This is a genomic window from Halomonas sp. KO116 (assembly GCF_000734975.2).
In the GTDB taxonomy this organism is placed as follows: Bacteria; Pseudomonadota; Gammaproteobacteria; order Pseudomonadales; family Halomonadaceae; genus Vreelandella; species Vreelandella glaciei.
Window position 1 is genome coordinate 4,115,948 of the sequence record NZ_CP011052.1, and the last position, 20,874, is coordinate 4,136,821.

Annotated in this window: 24 protein-coding genes; 12 read left to right on the forward strand and 12 right to left on the reverse strand. The window is 56.5% G+C overall.

The annotated features are described in order from the left end of the window. Positions 1-85: 85 nt before the first annotated feature. From dapC to KO116_RS18810, 5 genes are read left to right on the forward strand one after another with little or no spacing between them, the layout of a single operon-like run. A complete protein-coding gene (gene dapC, locus KO116_RS18790) occupies positions 86-1,282 on the forward strand; it encodes a succinyldiaminopimelate transaminase (protein ID WP_035564761.1) in 1,197 nt (398 codons plus the stop codon). Positions 1,283-1,313: 31 nt separating this feature from the next. After that, the gene (locus KO116_RS18795) at positions 1,314-1,658 is read left to right on the forward strand and encodes a Spx/MgsR family RNA polymerase-binding regulatory protein (protein ID WP_035564763.1); all 345 of its coding nucleotides are present in this window, start codon (positions 1,314-1,316) and stop codon (positions 1,656-1,658) included. A 57-nt stretch (positions 1,659-1,715) separates the two neighbouring features. After that, complete coding sequence (gene dapD, locus KO116_RS18800; RefSeq protein WP_035564764.1) at positions 1,716-2,741, forward strand: 2,3,4,5-tetrahydropyridine-2,6-dicarboxylate N-succinyltransferase; 1,026 nt, start codon at positions 1,716-1,718, stop codon at positions 2,739-2,741. Further along, positions 2,728-3,900 (forward strand): succinyl-diaminopimelate desuccinylase, encoded by a 1,173-nt coding sequence (dapE, locus tag KO116_RS18805; protein WP_035564765.1) that lies wholly within the window; start codon positions 2,728-2,730, stop codon positions 3,898-3,900. Before dapD ends, dapE begins: the two co-directional genes overlap by 14 nt. Beyond that, a complete protein-coding gene (locus KO116_RS18810) occupies positions 3,897-4,286 on the forward strand; it encodes a hypothetical protein (protein ID WP_035564767.1) in 390 nt (129 codons plus the stop codon). The genes dapE and KO116_RS18810 overlap by 4 nt, the downstream gene beginning before the upstream one ends. Before the next feature lie 78 nt (positions 4,287-4,364). On the opposite strand, the gene KO116_RS26205 is transcribed toward KO116_RS18810, so the two are convergent. After that, complete coding sequence (locus KO116_RS26205; protein WP_035564769.1) at positions 4,365-4,910, reverse strand: cold-shock protein; 546 nt, start codon at positions 4,908-4,910, stop codon at positions 4,365-4,367. Positions 4,911-5,022: 112 nt separating this feature from the next. On the opposite strand from KO116_RS26205, the gene KO116_RS18820 reads away from it, so the two are divergent. Continuing rightward, complete coding sequence (locus KO116_RS18820) at positions 5,023-5,271, forward strand: SlyX family protein (protein WP_035564771.1); 249 nt, start codon at positions 5,023-5,025, stop codon at positions 5,269-5,271. A gap of 60 nt (positions 5,272-5,331) precedes the next feature. Here KO116_RS18820 and ald read toward each other — a convergent pair whose 3' ends face one another. The 7 genes from ald to radC form a co-directional block, all read right to left on the reverse strand. Beyond that, positions 5,332-6,450, reverse strand: coding sequence for an alanine dehydrogenase (ald, locus tag KO116_RS18825; protein WP_035564773.1), 1,119 nt, complete (start codon positions 6,448-6,450; stop codon positions 5,332-5,334). A 129-nt stretch (positions 6,451-6,579) separates the two neighbouring features. Then, positions 6,580-7,059, reverse strand: a complete 480-nt coding sequence (locus tag KO116_RS18830; RefSeq protein WP_045812175.1) for an acyl-CoA thioesterase — start codon at positions 7,057-7,059, stop codon at positions 6,580-6,582. A 32-nt stretch (positions 7,060-7,091) separates the two neighbouring features. Beyond that, positions 7,092-8,282 carry a class I SAM-dependent rRNA methyltransferase gene (locus tag KO116_RS18835; protein WP_008959891.1) on the reverse strand — a complete coding sequence of 397 codons (1,191 nt, stop codon included), beginning with the start codon at positions 8,280-8,282 and terminating at the stop codon, positions 7,092-7,094. 142 nt (positions 8,283-8,424) lie between these two features. Further along, positions 8,425-9,267: a bifunctional DNA-formamidopyrimidine glycosylase/DNA-(apurinic or apyrimidinic site) lyase gene (gene mutM, locus KO116_RS18840; protein WP_035564775.1), complete on the reverse strand. Its 843-nt coding sequence runs from the start codon at positions 9,265-9,267 to the stop codon at positions 8,425-8,427. A gap of 157 nt (positions 9,268-9,424) precedes the next feature. Further along, positions 9,425-9,580: a 50S ribosomal protein L33 gene (rpmG, locus tag KO116_RS18845; RefSeq protein WP_007111734.1), complete on the reverse strand. Its 156-nt coding sequence runs from the start codon at positions 9,578-9,580 to the stop codon at positions 9,425-9,427. A 51-nt stretch (positions 9,581-9,631) separates the two neighbouring features. Then, positions 9,632-9,868 (reverse strand): 50S ribosomal protein L28, encoded by a 237-nt coding sequence (gene rpmB, locus KO116_RS18850; protein WP_008959893.1) that lies wholly within the window; start codon positions 9,866-9,868, stop codon positions 9,632-9,634. A 258-nt stretch (positions 9,869-10,126) separates the two neighbouring features. Beyond that, positions 10,127-10,801 (reverse strand): RadC family protein, encoded by a 675-nt coding sequence (gene radC, locus KO116_RS18855; protein WP_035564777.1) that lies wholly within the window; start codon positions 10,799-10,801, stop codon positions 10,127-10,129. 172 nt (positions 10,802-10,973) lie between these two features. On the opposite strand from radC, the gene coaBC reads away from it, so the two are divergent. From coaBC to slmA, 5 genes are all read left to right on the forward strand, one after another. Continuing rightward, positions 10,974-12,311 (forward strand): bifunctional phosphopantothenoylcysteine decarboxylase/phosphopantothenate--cysteine ligase CoaBC, encoded by a 1,338-nt coding sequence (gene coaBC / locus KO116_RS18860; RefSeq protein WP_045812176.1) that lies wholly within the window; start codon positions 10,974-10,976, stop codon positions 12,309-12,311. After that, positions 12,308-12,766, forward strand: coding sequence for a dUTP diphosphatase (gene dut / locus KO116_RS18865; RefSeq protein ID WP_035564779.1), 459 nt, complete (start codon positions 12,308-12,310; stop codon positions 12,764-12,766). Before coaBC ends, dut begins: the two co-directional genes overlap by 4 nt. A gap of 74 nt (positions 12,767-12,840) precedes the next feature. Further along, positions 12,841-14,226 carry a phosphomannomutase/phosphoglucomutase gene (locus KO116_RS18870; protein ID WP_035564781.1) on the forward strand — a complete coding sequence of 462 codons (1,386 nt, stop codon included), beginning with the start codon at positions 12,841-12,843 and terminating at the stop codon, positions 14,224-14,226. A gap of 143 nt (positions 14,227-14,369) precedes the next feature. Continuing rightward, the gene (gene argB, locus KO116_RS18875) at positions 14,370-15,269 is read left to right on the forward strand and encodes an acetylglutamate kinase (RefSeq protein ID WP_035564783.1); all 900 of its coding nucleotides are present in this window, start codon (positions 14,370-14,372) and stop codon (positions 15,267-15,269) included. 18 nt (positions 15,270-15,287) lie between these two features. Beyond that, a complete protein-coding gene (gene slmA, locus KO116_RS18880; protein WP_035564785.1) occupies positions 15,288-15,896 on the forward strand; it encodes a nucleoid occlusion factor SlmA in 609 nt (202 codons plus the stop codon). 129 nt (positions 15,897-16,025) lie between these two features. Here slmA and rpoH read toward each other — a convergent pair whose 3' ends face one another. The 4 genes from rpoH to ftsY all read right to left on the reverse strand — a co-directional run bounded on the left by rpoH (position 16,026) and on the right by ftsY (position 20,017). Continuing rightward, positions 16,026-16,892 (reverse strand): RNA polymerase sigma factor RpoH, encoded by an 867-nt coding sequence (gene rpoH, locus KO116_RS18885; protein ID WP_035564787.1) that lies wholly within the window; start codon positions 16,890-16,892, stop codon positions 16,026-16,028. Between the two features lie 133 nt (positions 16,893-17,025). After that, entirely contained in the window at positions 17,026-18,069 is a 1,044-nt protein-coding gene (gene ftsX, locus KO116_RS18890; RefSeq protein WP_035564789.1) for a permease-like cell division protein FtsX, read from the reverse strand. Further along, positions 18,066-18,734: a cell division ATP-binding protein FtsE gene (gene ftsE / locus KO116_RS18895; protein ID WP_035564792.1), complete on the reverse strand. Its 669-nt coding sequence runs from the start codon at positions 18,732-18,734 to the stop codon at positions 18,066-18,068. The genes ftsX and ftsE overlap by 4 nt, the downstream gene beginning before the upstream one ends. Further along, positions 18,731-20,017: a signal recognition particle-docking protein FtsY gene (gene ftsY / locus KO116_RS18900; protein ID WP_045812177.1), complete on the reverse strand. Its 1,287-nt coding sequence runs from the start codon at positions 20,015-20,017 to the stop codon at positions 18,731-18,733. Before ftsY ends, ftsE begins: the two co-directional genes overlap by 4 nt. A 90-nt stretch (positions 20,018-20,107) precedes the next feature. Between ftsY and rsmD the strand changes: the two genes are divergently transcribed. Further along, positions 20,108-20,740, forward strand: coding sequence for a 16S rRNA (guanine(966)-N(2))-methyltransferase RsmD (gene rsmD / locus KO116_RS18905; protein WP_035564922.1), 633 nt, complete (start codon positions 20,108-20,110; stop codon positions 20,738-20,740). The last annotated feature ends 134 nt before the right edge of the window (positions 20,741-20,874 follow it).

Genomic DNA, 20,874 nt, shown 5'->3' on the forward strand with positions numbered 1-20,874 from the left:
TTCGCAACCCCGGTTGGGTTTGAGCCTGCACCGGGGCTTGCCTATAATCGTCGCCTTACGCCAGCCAGCCACTAACGGACACATCATGAACGCTGACCTCGACGCCCTGCATCCCTACCCGTTTGAAAAGCTGGCGGCGCTAAAGGCGACGCTCACCCCGCCCACCGAGCTCGCTCATATACCGCTGACCATTGGCGAACCTCAGCACGCGCCCTACCCAGCAGCGCTTGATGCCCTAGTAGCGCACCAATTGGAAATGGCCCGCTACCCGGCGACCAACGGCCTGCCAGCGCTTCGTGAAGCCATCGCTAATTGGGCAACCCAGCGCTTTCAGCTACGCAACCTCGACAGCGAACAACATATCGTTCCGGTCAACGGCACTCGGGAAGCAATTTTTGCCTTTGTGCAGGCAGCCCTGGATCGCACGCGCCCTGCGCAAGTCGCGGTACCCAACCCGTTTTATCAGATTTACGAAGGCGCGACGCTGCTGGCAGGCGGTGAACCGCTCTACTTAGACTGCACCGCTGAGAACAATTTTCGGCCGGATTTTAGTGCGGTGCCTGCCGCTATGTGGCGCGAGGTGCAGATGGTGTTTATCTGTTCACCGGGCAACCCCACCGGGGCCGTCACGCCCATTGAGGAGTTCAAGCAACTCATTGCACTGGCCGATGAGCACGACTTCATCATCGCGTCAGACGAGTGCTATTCGGAGCTGTATCTGGACGAGACCGCCCCACCGCCCGGCCTATTACAAGCCTGCGCCGAGCTAGGCCGCAACGATTATCGACGTTGCGTAGTATTTCACTCGCTCTCCAAACGCTCTAACTTGCCCGGCCTGCGTTCGGGTTTTGTGGCGGGCGATGCAGCCCTGCTAACCCCCTTCAAGCGCTACCGCACCTATCATGGCTGCGCCATGTCGCTGCCCCTCCAGCACGCCTCTATTGCCGCCTGGCAGGATGAGCACCACGTGCGTGCTAACCGCGACGCCTACCGGGAAAAATTTAGCGCGGTGACCGATGTGCTTGCGCCTGTCATGAGCTTCCCAGTTCCTCAAGCCAGTTTCTATCTTTGGCCTGCGGTACCGGGCGGCGACGACATTGCTTTCACCCAGCATCTGTTTGCCGAGCAGCATGTAAGCGTACTACCCGGCAGCTTTATGGGGCGCACGGGGGGAAACGGCACTAACCCTGGCGCAGGACGTGTGCGATTAGCACTGGTAGCCGAACTGGCGCCTACGCTGGAAGCGGCGCAGCGTATCCGTCATCTTATTGAGCGCGGTTAACCGCGATAACGCTTTGGTTCATGGAGGCTGTATGCTGACGCTCTATATTATTAATACCTGCGACACCTGCCGTAAGGCGCGCAAAGTCTTGGAAGGCAAAGGTATTGCGTTCAAGACCTACGACCTGCGCAAAGATGGCCTTTCGGCGGGTCTGCTTGAGCATATTTTAGAACGTGTACCACTTGTCGATGTCGTCAATAAGCGCAGTAAAACCTGGCGCGACCTCCCTCAAGAAGAGAAAGATGCCTTTGATACGTCAGCTCGCCAGATGCTGGTGAAACATCCCACGCTACTAAAGCGACCGCTACTAGAAGTAGACGACTCAACTATTCTGGTTGGCTACCGCGACGGCGATTACGACAAGCTGAGCAGTTAGTCGCTAGCCGCACTCATTCTTCATTCTCCACCTTTCATCACTACAGGACACTCTCTTATGCTGAGCTTTGCGCTTGGAATTGGCACCCAAAACACTCAGGGCGATTGGCTGGAAATCTACTACCCGGCACCGCTGTTCAACCCCGATGCGAGCTTGGTAACCGCTGCTCAGCAAGCGCTGGATGCACCGCAAGGCAACGCTGCGGTTAGCTTTTTGCCTGAAGACTGCACACGCCTGGCAAAAGCCTTAGAGGCCGCTGGCCACTCCGCCCAGGCAGAGCTTGCTGAAGCGCTTTCCGCTAGCCAGCGACCACTGGTTGCCATGTTTCTGGACACCGATCAGCCGCCGCAGACCGCTCCCGAGGTCTACCTCAAACTCCATCTGCTTTCCCACCGCCTGGTGAAGCCCCACGGATTGGATCTGACCGGCATGTTTGGCCTGCTACGTAACATAGCCTGGACCAGCGAAGGCGCGATTGATGTCGAAGAGCTACCTGCACGCCGTTTGAAGGCGCGCATGGCGGGGCGCGCGCTCTCCGTGGACTGCGTGGACAAATTCCCCAAAATGACCGACTACGTGGTGCCTACCGGTATCCGCATCGGCGACACTGCCCGCGTGCGCCTGGGTGCTTACTTGGGCGAAGGCACCACCGTGATGCACGAAGGCTTCGTCAACTTCAATGCAGGCGCCGAAGGCCCCGGCATGATCGAAGGCCGCATTTCGGCGGGTGTGATGGTCGGCAAAGGTTCAGACCTCGGTGGCGGCTGCTCGACAATGGGCACCCTCTCCGGCGGCGGCAATATCGTCATTAAAGTCGGCGAAGGCTGCTTAATCGGCGCCAACGCTGGCATCGGCATTCCCCTGGGTGACCGCTGCACGGTAGAAGCGGGTCTCTATATTACTGCTGGCTCCAAAGTAACGCTGCTGGATGATCAGGGCCAGGAAGTAAAAACCGTTTCTGCCCGCGAGCTGGCAAGCCAGGACGATCAGCTGTGGCGCCGCAACTCGCAGAACGGTCGCATTGAGTGCCTGACCAACAAAAGTGCCATCGCCCTGAACGAGGCGTTGCATGCCCACAACTGAGCCTGAAGCGCTGTCGCCGACGCTGCAACTTGCCTTTGAGCTGCTCAGCCGAGCCTCGGTAACGCCGGACGACGAAGGTTGCCAGGAACTCATGATCGAGCGTTTAACAGCGCTCGGTTTCAATGTTGAGCGGCTGCCATTTGGCGATGTAAAGAACTTTTGGGCAGTGCGCGGTCATCACGGCCCCGTGGTGGCTTTCGCGGGCCACACCGATGTGGTGCCCAGCGGCCCTTATATCAATTGGCAGTACCCCCCGTTCGAGCCCTGCATCGACGCAGAGGGAATGCTGTGCGGGCGTGGCGCTGCCGATATGAAAGGCAGCCTCGCTTCCATGCTGACCGCCGTTGAACGCTTTGTCGCGAATTATCCAGAGCACGACGGCCGCATTGCCTTTCTGATCACTTCCGATGAAGAGGGCCCGGCGGTCGACGGCACCCGCGCGGTGGTTGAGCATCTGCGCGAGCGCAATGAACGCCTCGATTACTGTATTGTCGGCGAGCCATCCTCGACCACGCGCCTGGGCGATGTGATCAAAAACGGTCGCCGCGGCTCACTGGGAGCTACGTTGCACATTAAAGGCGTGCAGGGTCACGTGGCCTATCCGCATTTAGCGCGCAACCCCATTCACCAGGCGATGCCAGCGCTGGATGCACTGGTCAACGAGCACTGGGACGCGGGCAACGACTTTTTTCCCGCTACCAGCTTTCAGATTTCCAATCTGCGCGCAGGCACCGGGGCCACCAACGTGATCCCTGGCGATGTGGAAGTGGTGTTTAACTTTCGCTTCTCCACCGAGGTGACCTCTGATGAGCTCAAAGCGCGCACGGAAACCATTCTCACTCAGCATGGCCTGGAGTATCAGATAGACTGGACGCTTAACGGCGAGCCTTTCTTGACCGCCGAAGGCGAGCTTGTCGATGCCGCCATCAAAGGCGTTAAAGCGGTGACTGGCGAGCGCCCAGCGCTTTCTACCAGCGGTGGCACCTCGGATGGCCGCTTCATTGCTACCCTGGGCGCTCAGGTGGTCGAGCTAGGCCCGCTGAACGACACCATCCACAAGGTCAATGAGCGCGTTCGCGCTAGCGACCTCGACGACTTAAGCCGGATTTACGAAGCGACGCTGCAAGCGCTGCTTATCTCCGGCGAGGTAAACGTATGATGGAGCGTTACCCCGATATAGAAATCTACCTGGCTAGCGTCTCGCTGGAGGCACTCAATGAGTGGCTAAAAAGCACGCTAATCGCACCGCCGCTCAGCCCGGCAGGCAAAGGAAAATGGCAAACCCGAGGTCAGTATCAGGGCGACTGCGTGCCGGTATTATTAGTAGACAAAGCCGCCGATGGCTTTGCCAGCCTATGGTTTGATAGCAACCACACCCCCTGGATGACCGACCAAGAGTGCGCCCAACAAGCCGCAGAGGCGCTTCAGACCGAGGTGCGATGCTCATTGGGCGGCTGGAACCCCGGCGATGACCCTGACCGCTTCTGGCAAGTGCTTCCAGGCGGTAAAGAGGGAGCCATCGAGTGGCCTGATTCTGGCCGTTAACAGACCCTATAAACGTAAACGACCCCGCCGAAGCGGGGTCGTTTACGATACTAAGATCAATTTAGCTAGCCGTTAAGCTTACTCAATAATGCTCACATCATCGGCCTGCAAACCACGCTCATTTTTAATCACGTGATAACGCACAATTTGGCCTTCAGCTAACATACGCGGGCCACGGCCACGAATGGCGCGAAAGTGTACAAAGACATCTTCACCATTATCGCGGGTAATAAAACCATAGCCTTTGTTAGTATTGAACCACTTCACTTCCCCCTCTTCACGGCCATCATTGGGGTCAATGATATCTTCTTCCTCATCATCGTCCATGGGAGCAGCCGCTTGAGGTTGGCGCGGTGCTGGCTTGGGACGAACCACAGCATCGGACGCCACCACGATTGAGGGCGCAAAAGCGGCAGACGCTAATGTGCCAATACACAGAACAATAAAACTACCTATGGCAACGGCAATATAGACACCGCTAACTCCACTGATTGCCAGCTCGGCCATCCACAGCTCGGCGAGGGCACTATCGGTTAAATGAACAATCCCCGCCAGCAAAAGTGGCGTGGGGGCGGCAAGTAATACACTGATTAAGAAACAGCGAAACACAACTTTTGGGTTCATAGAAAAAAAAAGCTCTCTTGTTGTATGGGTAACAGACGAAGGACAATACCCGCACTATCAGGCCCATTCCCAATAGCACCGGCATACTACTACATAAGGCTGCAATGTTATCATGACCCACGAATTATCGCCTGTTGACCTGGCTCAACGTCTTGAATCTTTAGAGAGTCGCATAGCCCATCAAGAGCACTGGCTGGATACCCTGGATCAAGCGGTGGTACAACAGGAGCGCCGTCTGGAGAAACTGGAGCAGCTCAGCGGACTAATGCGCGAACGCCTGCGTGAGCAGCACCAGGCACTCCAGGCAAGCGAACCCCAGGGCGGGCCGCGCCCCGAGGATGAACTTCCGCCCCACTACTGAACTAATGCCAGCCCCGGATGCGACTAATTAATTAGCCGCCAGCAGCCTGCTTCCAACAGCTTAGCGGCCAACAACGCTCGCAGGGTCGCTACTTTCCAGCCCAAAGGCATCCGCTACGGCCTGGTAGGTGACTTGCCCCGCGTGCACGTTAAGGCCCGGCAGGAAGTGAGGGTCGTCACGCAGCGCCTGCTGCCAGCCCTTATCTGCCAGGGCGAGTACAAAGGGCAGCGTGGCGTTAGTCAGCCCCTGGGTGGACGTACGTGCTACCGCGCCGGGCATATTAGCCACGCAGTAGTGCACCACTCCATCGACAATATAGGTCGGCTCGGCATGGGTGGTGGGCTTGCTGGTTTCAAAACAGCCACCCTGATCGATCGCAACATCGACCAGTACGCTGCCAGGCTTCATATCGGCCAGCATGCGGCGGGTGATCAGTTTTGGCGCAGCGGCGCCGGGCACCAGCACCGCGCCAATGATCATGTCAGACTCACGGGTGGCCGTTTCCAGCGCGTCTGCGGTGGAGTAAACCGTTTTGATGCGGCCCTGATAACGGTCATCGAGTACTTCAAGCCGCGCTAACGACTTATCCAGAATGGTAACTTCCGCGCCTAACCCTAACGCCATGCGCGCAGCGTTTTCGCCTACCACGCCACCCCCAATCACGGTTACCTTACCTGGCGCCACGCCCGGCACACCGGGCAGCAGCACGCCCGCACCGCCCTGGGCCTTCTCCAGGCTGTGGGCCCCCGCTTGCACTGCCATGCGACCCGCTACGGTACTCATTGGCGCCAGCAGCGGCAGGCCACCGCGGGCATCAGTAATCGTCTCGTAGGCAATACAGGTGGCACCGCTTTCCATCAGTCCACGGGTGAGGGGCTCTTCAGCGGCCAGGTGCAGATAGGTGAACAGCGTATGCTGTGGGGTGAGCTGCGCTACCTCGTCAGGCTGGGGCTCTTTCACCTTGAGGATTAGCTCGGCATTGCGCCACAGTGTGTCCACATCGGCTTCGATCTGAGCACCGGCGGCCTGGTAATCGGCATCGGTAAAGCCAGCGCCTTCACCGGCACTAGCTTGAACGCTGACCTGGTGACCACGACCGACTAACTCACGCGCACCAGTGGGCGTCAACGCGACACGGTACTCGTGATTTTTGATCTCTTTGGGGACGGCGATTTTCATTGGTTTTTTCCTGTGCTTTTAAAGGTCAGTCATGTTGTTAAGCAAATTACAGCACAGCTAACGTTGACCACCACCCCAGGAACACAAAACAAAAAAAACGCCGGTTAAGGCGTTTTTTAGGAGAAAAATCTAGCGATTGCCGGTTCTACACGAAAAATTCCACTCTTCTTTCAAACACTCAACGATAACGGCGCCGCCATAGATGCGCCGATACTCCTCGGGCAAGCGTTTGGGCCGCCCCGTTGAGAGCGCCACGCAGGCAAAGCGCGTGCGGGCAAAGAGCAGTGTTTTGGAATCGCTAGTGCGCGCTAGCTGAAAACGCCGCGTCAGGCTGAAGCGCTCATCGCAATCGACAATCCAGGTCGCCAACTGTAGCTCATCGCCTGCAAAAGCAGGCGCGAGGTAATCTAGCTCATGACGGTGAACCACCATCGCACGGTCAAGCTGTCGGTAACGCTCAAGCGAGAGGCCAAGCGCAACCGAGTGCGCCCAGCTAATCTGCTCAACCCAGCGCAGGTACTCGCTGTTGTTAACGTGCTGATAAGCATCAATTGCCTCATCAGCGACACGGATATCGATCACAAAAGGATCGGGCAACGCCCACTCCATCGACTAACTCCCTGCACCCTGGCTCCCGTCGACTAGTCGCGGAACACGCGCACACCCAACGCTTTCAGGTAAGACGTTTCAGGAATGGCTGGGTGTACTGGGTGATCAGGACCTTGATGGCCTTGAAAAATCACCTGACCATGACGATCCTGGTGGCGAACAGCGCCACGCACCACATCCATCAACCGCTCGGGCGCTAGGTGCATTGAGCAGGAGGCGGACATCAACAGGCCGTCGCGACCCAGCAAGCGCATGGCTTCGCGGTTCAAGCGGGCATAGGCACGCTCGCCGTTAGGGATATCCTTGCGCTTTTTGATAAACGCTGGCGGGTCCAAAATGACTACGTCGAACTCCTCGCCCTCTGCCTTCAGTGCTGCTAAGGCTTCAAATGCATCGCCTTCACTAACAGCCACTTTTTCCTGAACGCCATTAAGCTCGGCGTTACGTGCGACCTGATCTAGCGCTGGACCCGAAGAGTCTAGGCAAATCACCTCTTTCGCGCCGTGAACGGCTGCCTGTACGCCCCAGCCGCCCACGTAGCTGAAGACATCCAGCACGCGTTTACCGGCCACTTGGCGATTGAGCCATTCGCGATTAACGCGGTGATCGAAGAACCAGCCGGTTTTCTGGCCATTAAGTACCGGCACGACAAAGCGGGCGCCGTTCTCTTCCAGCACCACTTCGTCAGGCAATGTGCCCTTGATAACATCAACGTGGGCCTCGAGACCCTCCTGACGACGACCGCCAGTGTCGTTACGGAAAACGATCACTTCAGGCTTGACGACTTTTTCAAGCGCATCAACAATCTCATCAGCCAACGCCTGCATGCCAGCCGTATTGAGCTGCACGACGAGAACATCGCCAAAACGATCAATCACCAAGCCTGGCAGCAAATCGCCTTCACCGTGAATCAAGCGGTAATACGGCTGCTCATAAAGACGCTGACGTAGCGCTAGCGCTTGGTTAAAGCGGTGCACAAACAGCGAACGATCCAAGCGCATTTCAGGGTCACGCGACATGACCCGGGCCGCGATTAACGAATGGGGATTAACGTAAGCCACCGCCATGACTTTTCCGTTGGAGGCTTCTACCAGGGCGGTTTCGCCTGCCGCAAAGTTTTTCAGCGGCGTCTCTTTGATATCTACTTCATTGGAGTAGATCCAGAGATGGCCCGCTTTCAGGCGGCGGTCAGCATTTTTATTCAGGCGCAGGCGTTGGGTCACAGCAATCTCCAAAAAGCTTAGTCTTTCAAAACCTTGTCTTTAAAAACTTTGCCTCAAAAAAACATGGTCTTAAAAACATAGACAAAGCAAAAATAAGGCAAGGTAAAAATTAAGTAAAACGTTAGCACTTATTAGGCATGCATTAGCGTTGGCAACCGGGGCAAAACACACTGGCGCGCTGGCCAAGCGTAATGCGGCGAAGCTCCGCGCCGCAGCGCAAACAGGGCTGACCGTGGCGGCCGTAAACATTTAGCCGCTGAGCAAAGTAGCCGGGCTCACCCTGGCCGCTAACAAAGTCTCTCAGCGTAGTGCCGCCCTGGGTAATCGCCGCTGCCAATACCTCTTTCACAGCCAAGACGAGGGCGTCATAGCGAGCGCGGGAAACTCTCCCTGCCGCACGGCGCGGATCAATGCCCGCCATAAACAGCGCTTCCGCAGCATAGATATTACCGGCCCCCACCACTATCTGGTTGTCCATCAGAAATGGCTTTACCGCCACGCGTTTATTGCGCGAGCGAGTGTAAAGCCACTTGCCATTAAACGCATCAGACAATGGCTCGGGGCCCAAATGCGCAAGACGCTTATCCTGCGCTTCGTCCTCGGCCTGCCAATCCACAAAGCCAAACCGACGAGGGTCGTGATAGCGCAATACATAGCCGTTAGCGGTGACCACATCGACATGGTCATGCTTTTTAGGCAAATCCCCCACCTGGGCAATACGCAGGCTACCCGACATGCCCAAATGCCACAGCAGCGTAGCATCAGCACTACCACCGGATGGCGGTGTAGAGTGAATGGGTATTTGCAGGTATTTGGCCCGCCGCTTCAATACGCCAATGCGCGCGCCCACCAACCGTTCAGCCAAGTCATCCGGCACGGGAACACGCAGCCGCGGCTGACGCACCAGTACTTCGGTGACTTCCTGACCTTCAATATAAGGCGCAATCCCGCGGCGGGTGGTTTCAACTTCGGGGAGTTCGGGCATATTTAAGCATCGTAACGGCTTGTGATGACAGCCTAATGAAGATGGGTTCGCTAGGCATGCTGCGCATAAAAAGCATGCATGCAAAAACCCGGCTTGAGGCCGGGTTTTTGAACAGACGCTCGCCTGCAGAGAAAGCCGATCATCATCGCTTACGCGATTACTTGATCTTGGCTTCCTTGTAGATAACGTGCTTACGGACAACCGGGTCGAATTTCTTGAATTCGAACTTATCCGGGGTATTCCGCTTGTTCTTATCAGTAGTGTAGAAGTGACCTGTACCGGCACTAGACACCAGCTTGATTTTATCGCGCATGGTTTAATCCTTCCAAAATGCTTGGTCCGAAACGCTTGGCCAAAAGCTGGCTTAGATAGCGTCGCCGCGCTTACGAATATCAACCAACACTGCGTCGATACCGTTTTTATCAATAATGCGCATTCCTTTAGTGGAAACGCGCAGCTTGACGAAGCGGTTTTCAGACTCAACCCAAAAACGATGGGTATGCAGGTTCGGCAAGAAACGACGACGTGTCTTACGCATTGAGTGTGAAACGTTATTTCCAGTTACCGGACGCTTGCCGGTAACCTGACATACTTTGGACATTAGAGCCTCCAACTGCTTGGCCAGGATATAAGAACCTGAGTGTTCAAAACTGTCGGGCAAACCGGAGCAGGGAAGGTGTCGGCGCCGTTAACCGCCAAGCTTTATCCAAATCCGTTATTCAACCCAAGTTTAAAGGTGGCACTTTATACCAGAGCACCCGACTAGCAGCAAGCAAAACCCACTAAAAAGGTTAAATAAGCGCCTTTTTGCTCACTTAACTTAGACAATGTCGCGCAATGTACTGCGCGTCGATTCTGTTTATAGCCAGCCACGCTCGGCAAAAGAGACCACTTCTCCATCTCCCACCACGAAATGATCCAACACGCGCACTTCAAACAGTGCGAGCGCGTCTTTCAAGCGTTCGGTGATTCGTCGATCAGCATCGCTTGGCTCTGCTACACCCGATGGGTGATTGTGAGCCAGGATAACAGCGCCAGCGCTAAGTTCTAAAGCGCGCTTGGCAACTTCGCGGGGGTAAACAGATGCGCTGTCTAGGGTACCGCGAAACAGCGATTCATAGCGAATAATTCGGTGCTGCGTATCCAAAAAAAGCACCGCAAACTCTTCATGGCCTAAATGACGCAGCTGGGAGCTCAGATAGTGGCGCACCAAGGCAGGCGATGTCAGTGCATTGCCACGCGCCAACTGGCTAGCCAAATGGCGCCGTGACAACTCAAGCGTAGCCTGTAGTTGGGCATACTTAGCGGTACCTAGCCCATGGGCAGCGCAGAAGCTTGCTTGATCAGCCTCGAGCAGTTGGCGTAAGCCACCAAAGCTTGTGAGCAAATCCCGCGCTAAATCAACCGCTGAGCGCCCCTGCACGCCGACGCGCAAAAAAATCGCCAGCAACTCCGCATCTGAAAGCGCCTGAGCGCCTGTGTTTAATAACTTCTCCCGCGGCCGCTCACCCTCTGGCCAGTGATTGATTCCCATCGCACCTTCCCGCGTTGTCCGCCCTTGGTAATTAACGCAAACCGCCTTCAAACCCAATCACGCGATCAGCCTCAGTAAACCTAGCTTACCCTTGTTTCCCCTCAATATGCCAAATTGGTGGTGCCAGTGGTATGGTAAGCCTCCTCACGAACGCTGATGTGGATGACTGAACATGGCTTCTGTTGCTGACACAACAAGCACCCAGATAAACGCTTTCACCACTGCCTCAACACTCGCCGGCAAACGGGTGCTACTCGGGGTTAGCGCAGGTATTGCTGCTTACAAGAGCGCATTGCTTGTGCGCCTGCTCAAACAAGCGGGCTGCGAGGTGCGAGTGGTGATGACCGATGGGGCTCAGGCCTTTATTACGCCGCTCACTCTGCAGGCGCTCTCCGGCGAGCCGGTGCGCACCTCCTTACTCGACCCGGAAGCCGAAGCGGGCATGGGCCATATTGAACTAGCCCGCTGGGCGGATGCGGTGCTGATCGCCCCCGCCACCGCCGACTTAATCGCCCGCTTGGTGCACGGCATGGCTGATGATTTGCTCACCACGCTTTGTCTGGCGTCAGAAGCGCCTAAACTAATTGCCCCAGCCATGAACCAGGCGATGTGGCGCCACCCTGCCACTCAGCGCAATGTGACGCAGCTGCAGCAAGATGGCTGGCAGCAAATAGGCCCGGACGCGGGTGATCAGGCTTGTGGCGATGTGGGGCCTGGCCGCATGAGTGAGCCTGAAGAGATATTTAGCGCTGTGATGGCACTGTTTGCAGCGCCACCTTCTCCTTATTACAACTCCTCCGCCAGCGCCCCTCATGTAGTGATCACCGCTGGCCCAACTCGCGAGCCGCTGGACCCGGTGCGCTATATTTCCAATCACAGTTCGGGGAAAATGGGCTTTGCTTTAGCTGCAGCGGCAGTGGCGCAAGGCGCTAAAGTGACGTTGATCAGCGGGCCAGTTAATTTACCCACCCCGCCGGGCGCTACACGAATTGACGTTGAGTCAGCCGAGCAGATGCACCGTGAAGCACAGCGGTTAGCGCCCCAAGCGGCGCTATTTATCGGCTGCGCGGCGGTTGCTGACTATCGTGCGCCAGCCCCCGCCGAGCACAAGCTCAAGAAGCAGGACGATAGCGACACTCTCACCCTGACCCTGGTGAAAAATCCTGACATTATCGCCAGCATAGCGGCGCTTCCCGCTGGGCAGCGCCCGCTGGTAGTTGGCTTTGCCGCCGAAACCCAAGAAATAGAGCGCTACGCGCAGGATAAACTGCAACGTAAAGGGCTGGACATGATCGTGGCTAACGATGTTTCCCAGGCGGGCCTAGGGTTTGGCAGCGACCAGAATGCCGCCTGGTTACTGTGGCGCACCGCGGAAGGCGTTGAAAGCCGAGCGGAAGCGCTCCAGCCGAAAACCCAGCTGGCCACTACGATCATTCACCAGGCGCTCGCCCTGCTATCGACGACAGCACCTGAAACAACCTCTACTAACGCTTCTGGAGAATCCCAATGAGTGCCCGCCCCCGCCTGCAGTGCAAAGTGTTAGATGAGCGCTTGCACGATTATCTCCCCACCTATGCAACGGCAGGCTCTGCCGGCATGGATCTACGGGCACTGCTGGACGCGCCACTGACCTTGGCGCCCGGCGACTGCCAGCTCGTGCGCACGGGCATTGCCATCTATATTGAAGACCCCAGCCTTGCGGGCATGATTCTGCCGCGCTCCGGTTTGGGGCATAAGCACGGTATTGTACTGGGCAACTTGGTGGGCTTGATCGACTCCGATTACCAGGGCGAGCTGATGATTTCGGTCTGGAACCGGGGCCAGGGTGACTTTACCCTTGCTCCCTTCGACCGCCTGGCACAGTACGTGCTTGTGCCTGTTGTGCAAGCCGAACTCGCTCTTGTGGACGCGTTTGAAGACTCCCTGCGGGGCAGCGGCGGGTTTGGCAGCACCGGCAGTCAGTAGCCATTAGCAGTAGCGATTGGCAGGATGTGGTTAAGAAACCTTTGCAAGGCAATTTCTGTTTAGCTGGGAAGCTTATGAACGCACAGACCGTACCCGCTTCGATTTTTCGCGCCTACGATATCCGCGGTATCGTTGACGACACGCTCACCGAAGAGACGGTAGAAATGATTGGACGCGCCGTGGGCTCTGAAGCCGCCGCCCGGGGAGAATCCAGCGTGGTAGTCGCACGCGACGGTCGCCTTTCAGGCGCTCGGCTGCAAGCAGCGCTGATGCGTGGCCTGAATGCTGCAGGACGAGACGTTATTGATATCGGCATGGTGCCCACGCCGGTGCTGTACTTCGCCACCCACATCTTGCCAAACACCCAGTCAGGCGTGATGGTTACCGGCAGCCATAACCCGCCTGACTATAACGGCTTTAAAATCGTGCTGAGCGGCGAAACGCTCTCTGGTGCCGCGATTACCGCTCTGTTTGAGCGCATTCAGTCCGGCGATCTGGAGAGCGGTCAAGGCAGTGTCAGCCAGCAGGATCTCCGCGAAACGTATTTAGCGCGCATCTTAGCTGACGTTAAGATCAATCGACCAATCAAAGCGGTGGTTGACTGCGGCAATGGCGTAGCCGGGGAGCTTGGCCCGCAGCTACTAACCCGCCTCGGCATTGATACAACTGCGCTGTTCGATGAGATCGATGGCCACTTTCCCAATCACCACCCAGATCCTGGCAAGCCGGAAAACATGCAGGTCCTGATGCGCAAGGTGCAAGAAACGGGCGCTGACATTGGGCTTGCCTTTGATGGCGATGGCGACCGAGTAGGCGTGGTCACACCCACCGGCAAGCTGATTTATCCTGACCACCTGCTGATGGTATTTGCCACCGACCTGCTCGCCCGCCAGACCGGCGCCAAGGTTATTTTTGATATCAAGTGCACCGGCAATCTAGTCAAAGTGATTAGTGAGGCTGGAGGCGAGCCTGAGATGTGGCGTACCGGTCACTCCCTGATCAAAGCGCGCATGAAAGAGACCGGCGCTCAGTTGGGCGGAGAGATGAGCGGGCATATTTTTTTCCAAGAGCGCTGGTACGGTTTTGACGATGGCCTCTATGCCGCCGCTAGGCTGGTAGAAATTCTCGCCAACCAGCCTGACGATGCGGATACTTTTTTCGCCACATTTCCCCAAGACGTTGGTACCCCAGAGATTAATATTGCGGTTACCGACGCTAACAAATTTTCTCTAATGGATAAGCTTGCTCGCGAGGGCGACTTCGGCGAAGGTATCAAAACTACGCTGGACGGTATTCGCGTTGATTACCCGGATGGCTGGGGATTATGTCGCGCCTCTAACACCACACCAGCTCTGGTTATGCGCTTTGAAGGCAAGACCGATGCCGCGCTAGCGCGCATTAAAACGGTTTTTAATAACGCGCTACAGCGCGTCGCGCCAGATATTGAGCTGCCCCAGTAATGAGATAGCTCTTCAAATTGCTCTTCACATAGCTCTTCACAAAGTCAGGCGCTGAAGGGATCGCGCGCTTAGAAAGTGCGACCCTCACTACTCAATTAGCATAAACGTTAGCTGCATAATAAACGTTCGCAAGGGACAACCTCATGAGTTCAACCAGTCGCGACCCGCAGGTCGTTGTGGAGGTACTTTCCGAAGCCCTCCCCTACATTCAGCAGTTTTCAGGCAAAACGGTGGTGGTCAAGTACGGCGGTAATGCCATGACCGAAAGCACCCTGATTGACTCCTTTGCCCGCGACATCGTGTTAATGAAGGAAGTCGGCATCAACCCGGTAGTGGTGCACGGCGGCGGGCCGCAAATCGGTGACCTACTCAAAAAGCTCAACATCGAGTCGCGCTTCGTCAACGGCATGCGGGTCACCGACTCGCAAACCATGGACGTGGTTGAGATGGTGCTGGGCGGTTTGGTTAATAAAAGCATCGTCAACCTGATCAACCAGAGCGGCGGCAAGGCGATCGGCCTGACCGGCAAGGACGGCGCGCAAATTCGTGCCCGCCAACTCAAGGTCGAGCACCAAAGCCCTGAAATGACGGCCCCGGAAATTATCGATATCGGCCACGTGGGCGAAGTGGAGTCAATCTCAACCGAGTTGATTGAGATGCTGGCGGCGCGCGACTTTATCCCGGTGATCGCCCCGATTGGCGTCGACGCTGCGGGCCATAGCTACAACATCAATGCTGACCTGGTAGCGGGCAAGATTGCCGAAGCGCTTAACGCTGAAAAGCTGATGCTGCTCACTAACGTTGCCGGCTTAATGAACGCTGAAGGCGAGGTGCTCACCGGCTTAACCACCATACAAGTCGATGCCCTGATCGAAGATGGCACTATTTATGGCGGCATGCTGCCCAAAATTCGCTGCGCGCTGGATGCGGTGAAAGGCGGTGTAAATAGCTCGCACATTATTGATGGCCGTGTCCCCCACGCGGTATTGCTGGAAATTTTCACCAATGCTGGGGTGGGCACCCTAATCACGGACGCGAGCTAACCGCGACGGAGGCACATCATGAGCGAAGATCAAAAACCTCGACGCCGCGAGCAGATACTCCAAGCACTGGCATTAATGCTTGAAGAAGACAGTGGCAAACGCATTACGACCGCCGCTCTCGCTCGTCAGGTAGGTGTTTCAGAAGCAGCGCTCTACCGTCATTTCCCAAGCAAAGCACGCATGTTTGAGGGGCTGATTGATTTTATTGAAGAGAGCATCTTTGAACGCATTACGCGCATTTTAGACGACGTACCCGACGCCACTACCCGCTGCGGCACAATCCTCGCGCTGCTGCTGGGCTTCGCCGAGAAAAATCCTGGGCTAGCCCGGGTGATGGGAGGCGACGTACTCACCGGCGAAACAGCAAGGCTACGCCAGCGGATAAATCAGCTTTTTGAACGCCTGGAGATGCAGCTCAAGCAGATACTGCGCGAAGCCGAACTACGGGAAGGACTGCGTCCCACCATCCCTGCTTCTGCCGCAGCAAACCTGCTTGCAGCCCAGGCCGAGGGGCGCATTTCACAGTATGTGCGTAGCGACTTCAAGCGTCTGCCGACCGAACACTGGGAAGATCAGTGGTCACTACTTTCTGCGCAATTACTGCGCGCTTCGGTGCAGCCTGCTTAGGCAACAATAACGGTTGCAGTGGTGGCGATAAAAAAACCGGCTCCTAACAAAGGAGCCGGTTTTTTAACATCTAACAAAACGAAAGATCATGCGGCAACACTATTTATCAGTGCATAAGCAAGTACGTCGTTAGGCTACCATCGGCTCGCCCATTTTCTGGCGCAGCTTTTTCATCGCATTCTTTTCAAGCTGACGAATACGCTCAGCGCTGACCCCATAGACATCGGCCAGGTCGTGCAGTGTCTCTTTACTATCGGCTAACCAGCGGCGCTGTAGGATATCCCGCGAGCGCTCATCAAGCCCCTCAAGAGCGACCTGCAACCGACGCGTCGAGTCTTCCTCGAAGTTACTATCTTCCAACTGCGTGGCAGGGTCTGATGCTGCGTCATCCAGAAAGTACACCGGCGCCTGATAGGTACTCTCTTCATCATCGCCTGCGGGCGCATCGAAACCGGCATCGTAAGAGGAGAGACGCCCTTCCATATCGCGCACGATCTCAGGCTTGACGTCGAGATCCTTGGCGATGGCGGACACTTCGTCGTTGCTCAGCCACGCCAAGCGCTTCTTCGCGCTACGCAGGTTGAAGAACAACTTACGTTGCGCTTTGGTGGTGGCAATCTTGACGATGCGCCAGTTACGCAGCACAAATTCGTGAATTTCCGCTTTGATCCAATGCACGGCAAAAGAGACCAAACGAACGCCTTGATTAGGATCGAAGCGCTTGACGGCTTTCATTAAGCCGACGTTACCTTCTTGAATTAAATCCGCCTGCGGTAACCCATAGCCAGAATAACTACGCGCAATGTGCACCACAAAGCGCAGATGTGACATCACTAAACGCCGAGCAGCTTCTAGATCACCGTCATCGTAAAGACGATAGGCGAGCTCTCGCTCTTCATCGGCGGTTAAAACCGAAATTCCATTGACTGCGCGGATATAACCGCCCAAATCACCGCCGGGTGAAAGCTGCCCCACCGGTATAAGACTAGTGCTCATGTGCAGGTGGTCTCCCCTGTAACCCATCGTGGTTGACGTAGCACGTTTATTAATAACTCATTACCATGATTCTGTCTTACAAAGACCTTATCGCAAGAATAAGGTTCACGCGCTATTGAATCGGCCTGCTGAATCATTTTGGGCGGATACTTGAGAGATGGCGAGTTACCGCCAACCAAGCACCCAACCAGCCTAGTAGTGTACTGCAAGATAGCAGAATTGTAGAGCCTGTCACGTCGAGTTGAGGTAACGAGAAGCTGGCACCGTAGCTCGCCGCCAGGGCGGCCACCGGCAGTGACAGCCAGTGGTTCCCCACGCCCAGCAACCCGAGCGCTAACAACCCACCACCAATACCGTACCAAGCCCCACTGTATAGGAATGGGCGTCTGACAAAGGCGTGAGTGGCACCAATCAGCATCACCACTTCGATCTCGCGGCGGCGACTTTCCACCGACAGGCGAATAGTGTTACCAACCACCAGCAAAACGCCCAGGCCAAACAGCGCTCCCAGCGCCAGCGCAACGCGCCTTCCCAGTTCAGCCAGGTTTCTCAGCCGCTCCACCCAGGCCAGATCAAGACGCACCTCATCAACCCCGGAAAAGGCTTCAAGCGTAGCAGCTAACTGCTGCATGGCGGCCGGTTCGATGCTTGACGGGTGCACCACGATACTGATGGGCAGCGGGTTGCTCTCCAAACCCGCCAAGGCATTATCCAGCCCCAGCGACTGCTGAAACTCCGCCATGCCCTGTTCAGCGCTGATCAACTGCGTCTCAAGCACGCTCTGCTCAGCGTTGACCGCCTCTTCGATACGCTGCGCCTGGGCATCATCGGTGCTCAATTCCAGATAAACGGTGAGCGTGGCGCTTTCATCAAGCTCGGCATCCAGCAGACGCGCACTGTCCAGGGTCAACCACAGCGCAGCGGGCAGCACCAGGGCAATGGCGATGGCTAACATCGTTAGCAGATTACCCAAGGGATAACGTACCAAGCGCTGAAAACTATCCCACGCCATGCTGCGATGGTGGCGTCCCCAGGCCCGCAGACGGCTGGAAAAGCGCGTTTGTTGGGAACGTGCACCTCGCTGTGAGGGTTTATCGGCCGGTGGTTTAGCAGCAGCTTTACGCGGCGTTTTTAATGCCGCTCCCTGCTGACGCCTTGGCGTCGCGGAGGACTTCATGCTGCCCCCTCGTCGGCCACCAAACGACCATCGCTTAAACGCAGGATGCGGTGGCGCAACCGGGCAATCAGGGCCAAGTCGTGGCTGGCGATCATTACCGTGGTACCAATTCGGTTAAAATCCTCAAATAGCGCCATAATGTCCGCTGAAAGCTGTGGATCCAGATTACCCGTAGGCTCATCGGCAAGCAGTAGCGCAGGCTTGTTGACCACCGCCCGGGCAATGCCGACGCGCTGCTGCTCGCCACCCGACAGCTCTATCGGCAAAGCCTTTTCACGGTGCAGCAGCCCCACTTTATCTAACGCTGCGCGCACGCGACGGGCGGCTTCACGGGGCTCAACCCCCTGGATCTCCAGTGGCAGCGAAACATTGTGGAAAATACTGCGATCAAATAGCAGCTGGTGATCCTGAAAGACCACGCCAATCTGACGCCGATAGAACGGCACCTGGCTGGCATGCAGTTGGGCAATATCATGACCCGCAACGACGACGCGCCCGCGACTAGGTTTCTCAAGACGCATCACTAAGCGTAGTAGCGAGCTTTTACCCGCGCCGGAGTGGCCAGTCAGAAACACCATCTCGCCCCGAGCGACCCGAAAGTTGAGATGCGCCAGGGCTTCGAAACGACCGCCGTAGCGTTTTCCCACATGCTCAAAGGCGATCATGCGTTGGCATCGTCCCCTTGGCGGTCAAACAGCGCGTGGACAAAATCATTAGCCTCGAAGGGGCGCAGATCGTCGATACCCTCCCCTACGCCGATAAAGCGAATGGGTGTTTCCAACTGTTTGGCCAGTGCAAAGATAATGCCACCTTTGGCGGTGCCATCCAGTTTGGTTAGCGTGATCCCGCTAACTGGCACGGCATCATTAAAGGTGCTGGCCTGGGAAATAGCGTTTTGTCCGGTGCCTGCATCCAACACCAGCATCACCTCGTGTGGCGCGGTGTCATCTAGCTTCTGCATCACCCGATGGACTTTTTTCAGCTCTTCCATCAGGTGGCTTTTGTTGTGCAGCCGCCCGGCAGTGTCGGCGATCAGCACATCAACACCTCGCGCAGTGGCAGCCGCTACCGCATCGTAAATCACCGAGGCGCTGTCCGCACCGGTGTGCTGGGCGATCACCGGCACACGGTTGCGTTCACCCCAGACTTTAAGCTGTTCGACAGCGGCGGCACGGAAGGTGTCACCGGCGGCCAACATGACGCTTTTGCCTTCGCGCTGAAAACGCTGGGTAAGTTTGCCAATGGTGGTGGTTTTACCCACGCCGTTAACGCCTACCACTAAAATAACAAACGGCCCCTTGCCCGCCTTCTCCAGCACCAGCGGCTTGGCGACCGGCGCCAGCATGGTGGACAGCTCTTCCTGCAAGCCACGGTAAAGCGCCTCAGGGTTATTTAGCTCTTTACGTGAGACGCGCGCTTCCAGGCGCCCAATAATCTCGGTCGTCGCGTCAATACCGACATCGGCCATTAGCAGCTGCGTTTCCAGATCTTCCAGCAGCTCGTCATCAATCTGTTTTTTGCCTAAAAACAGATCGGCGATGCCGTCGGTTAGATTGGCACGGGTTTTCCCCAGGCCTGATTTGATACGTGCAAACCAGCCTTTCTGTTCGCCTTGCTGTTCACTTTTTTCGGCGACTGGCTTTTCCTGTAAAGCAGGACGTTGCGCCGTTTCACGAACGGGCTCTGGCTCTGGCTCTGGCTCTGGCTCTGGCTCTGGCTCTGGCTCTGGCTCTGGCTCTGGCTCTGGCTCTGGCTCTGGCAAAGTTTCCGGCACGGGCGGAGTCTCTTCAACGGCTTCCGAAGAGGTATCTGGAGCCTCAATGTCCCCCTCATCAGCTCGCTCTTGAGGCTGATCTTTTAGACGCTGCTCTTCCTCTGGCGCCTGCTGCGAGTCTTGGGGCGCCTGCTGCGGGTCTTGCTTATTCTTACGCTTAAAAAAACCAAACATGTGTGTTACTCGATATAAATAGTGAACATTAAGGTTATGCTAACACCCTAACCCGAGACTTTGGATAAGCAGCCCGCTACAATCCGCCTCATGACACGACAACGCTCCTCTCGCTCATCCGCCTCCCGCCGCACGCCTGCTCAGCGAGGTGGCAAGCCGCTTGGTAAATCACTTGGCAAACTGCGCATTATCGGTGGTGAGTTTCGCCGCCGTCAGCTGCCCATATTGGATAGCCCAGGCCTGCGTCCAACACCTGACCGCGTGCGTGAAACGCTGTTCAATTGGCTAGGACAGCAGCTTTATAGTCAGCAGGTGCTCGACCTCTTCGCCGGTACCGGCGCACTCGGTATTGAAGCGGTCTCTCGCGGTGCGGCCTGTGTCGATTTTGTCGAGCGCGACCCACGCGTGGCAGCGCAGCTGTCGACTAATCTGGCCTCTCTGCATATTACCTCAAGCACGGTGCATATTAACGATGTTCAGGCCTACCTGACACGCCCTGCACAGCCCTATTCACTGGTGTTCCTCGACCCACCCTTTCATCAGCAGTTGGCCGAACCGTGCTGTAAGGCGTTGGAGAGTGGCGGCTGGCTGAGTGACGGGGCAATGATTTACCTTGAAACCGAGACATCGCTTGCCCCAGAGGTCCCCGCCAACTGGCAGTTACACCGCGAAACCCAGGCGGGTGAAAGCACCGCACGGCTTTATCAACGTCAACAGCGGTAAACAGCGCTTGCCGCCGCGCGGTGGTGGCGTTACGCTCGCTTCATTCGTCCCTGCAGACAAGCTTTCCGCTTGTTTTTTTGGGTACTTTTTGACTACCTTTTTTTGGGTTCTCGTTTTTACGCTAGGGAGATATA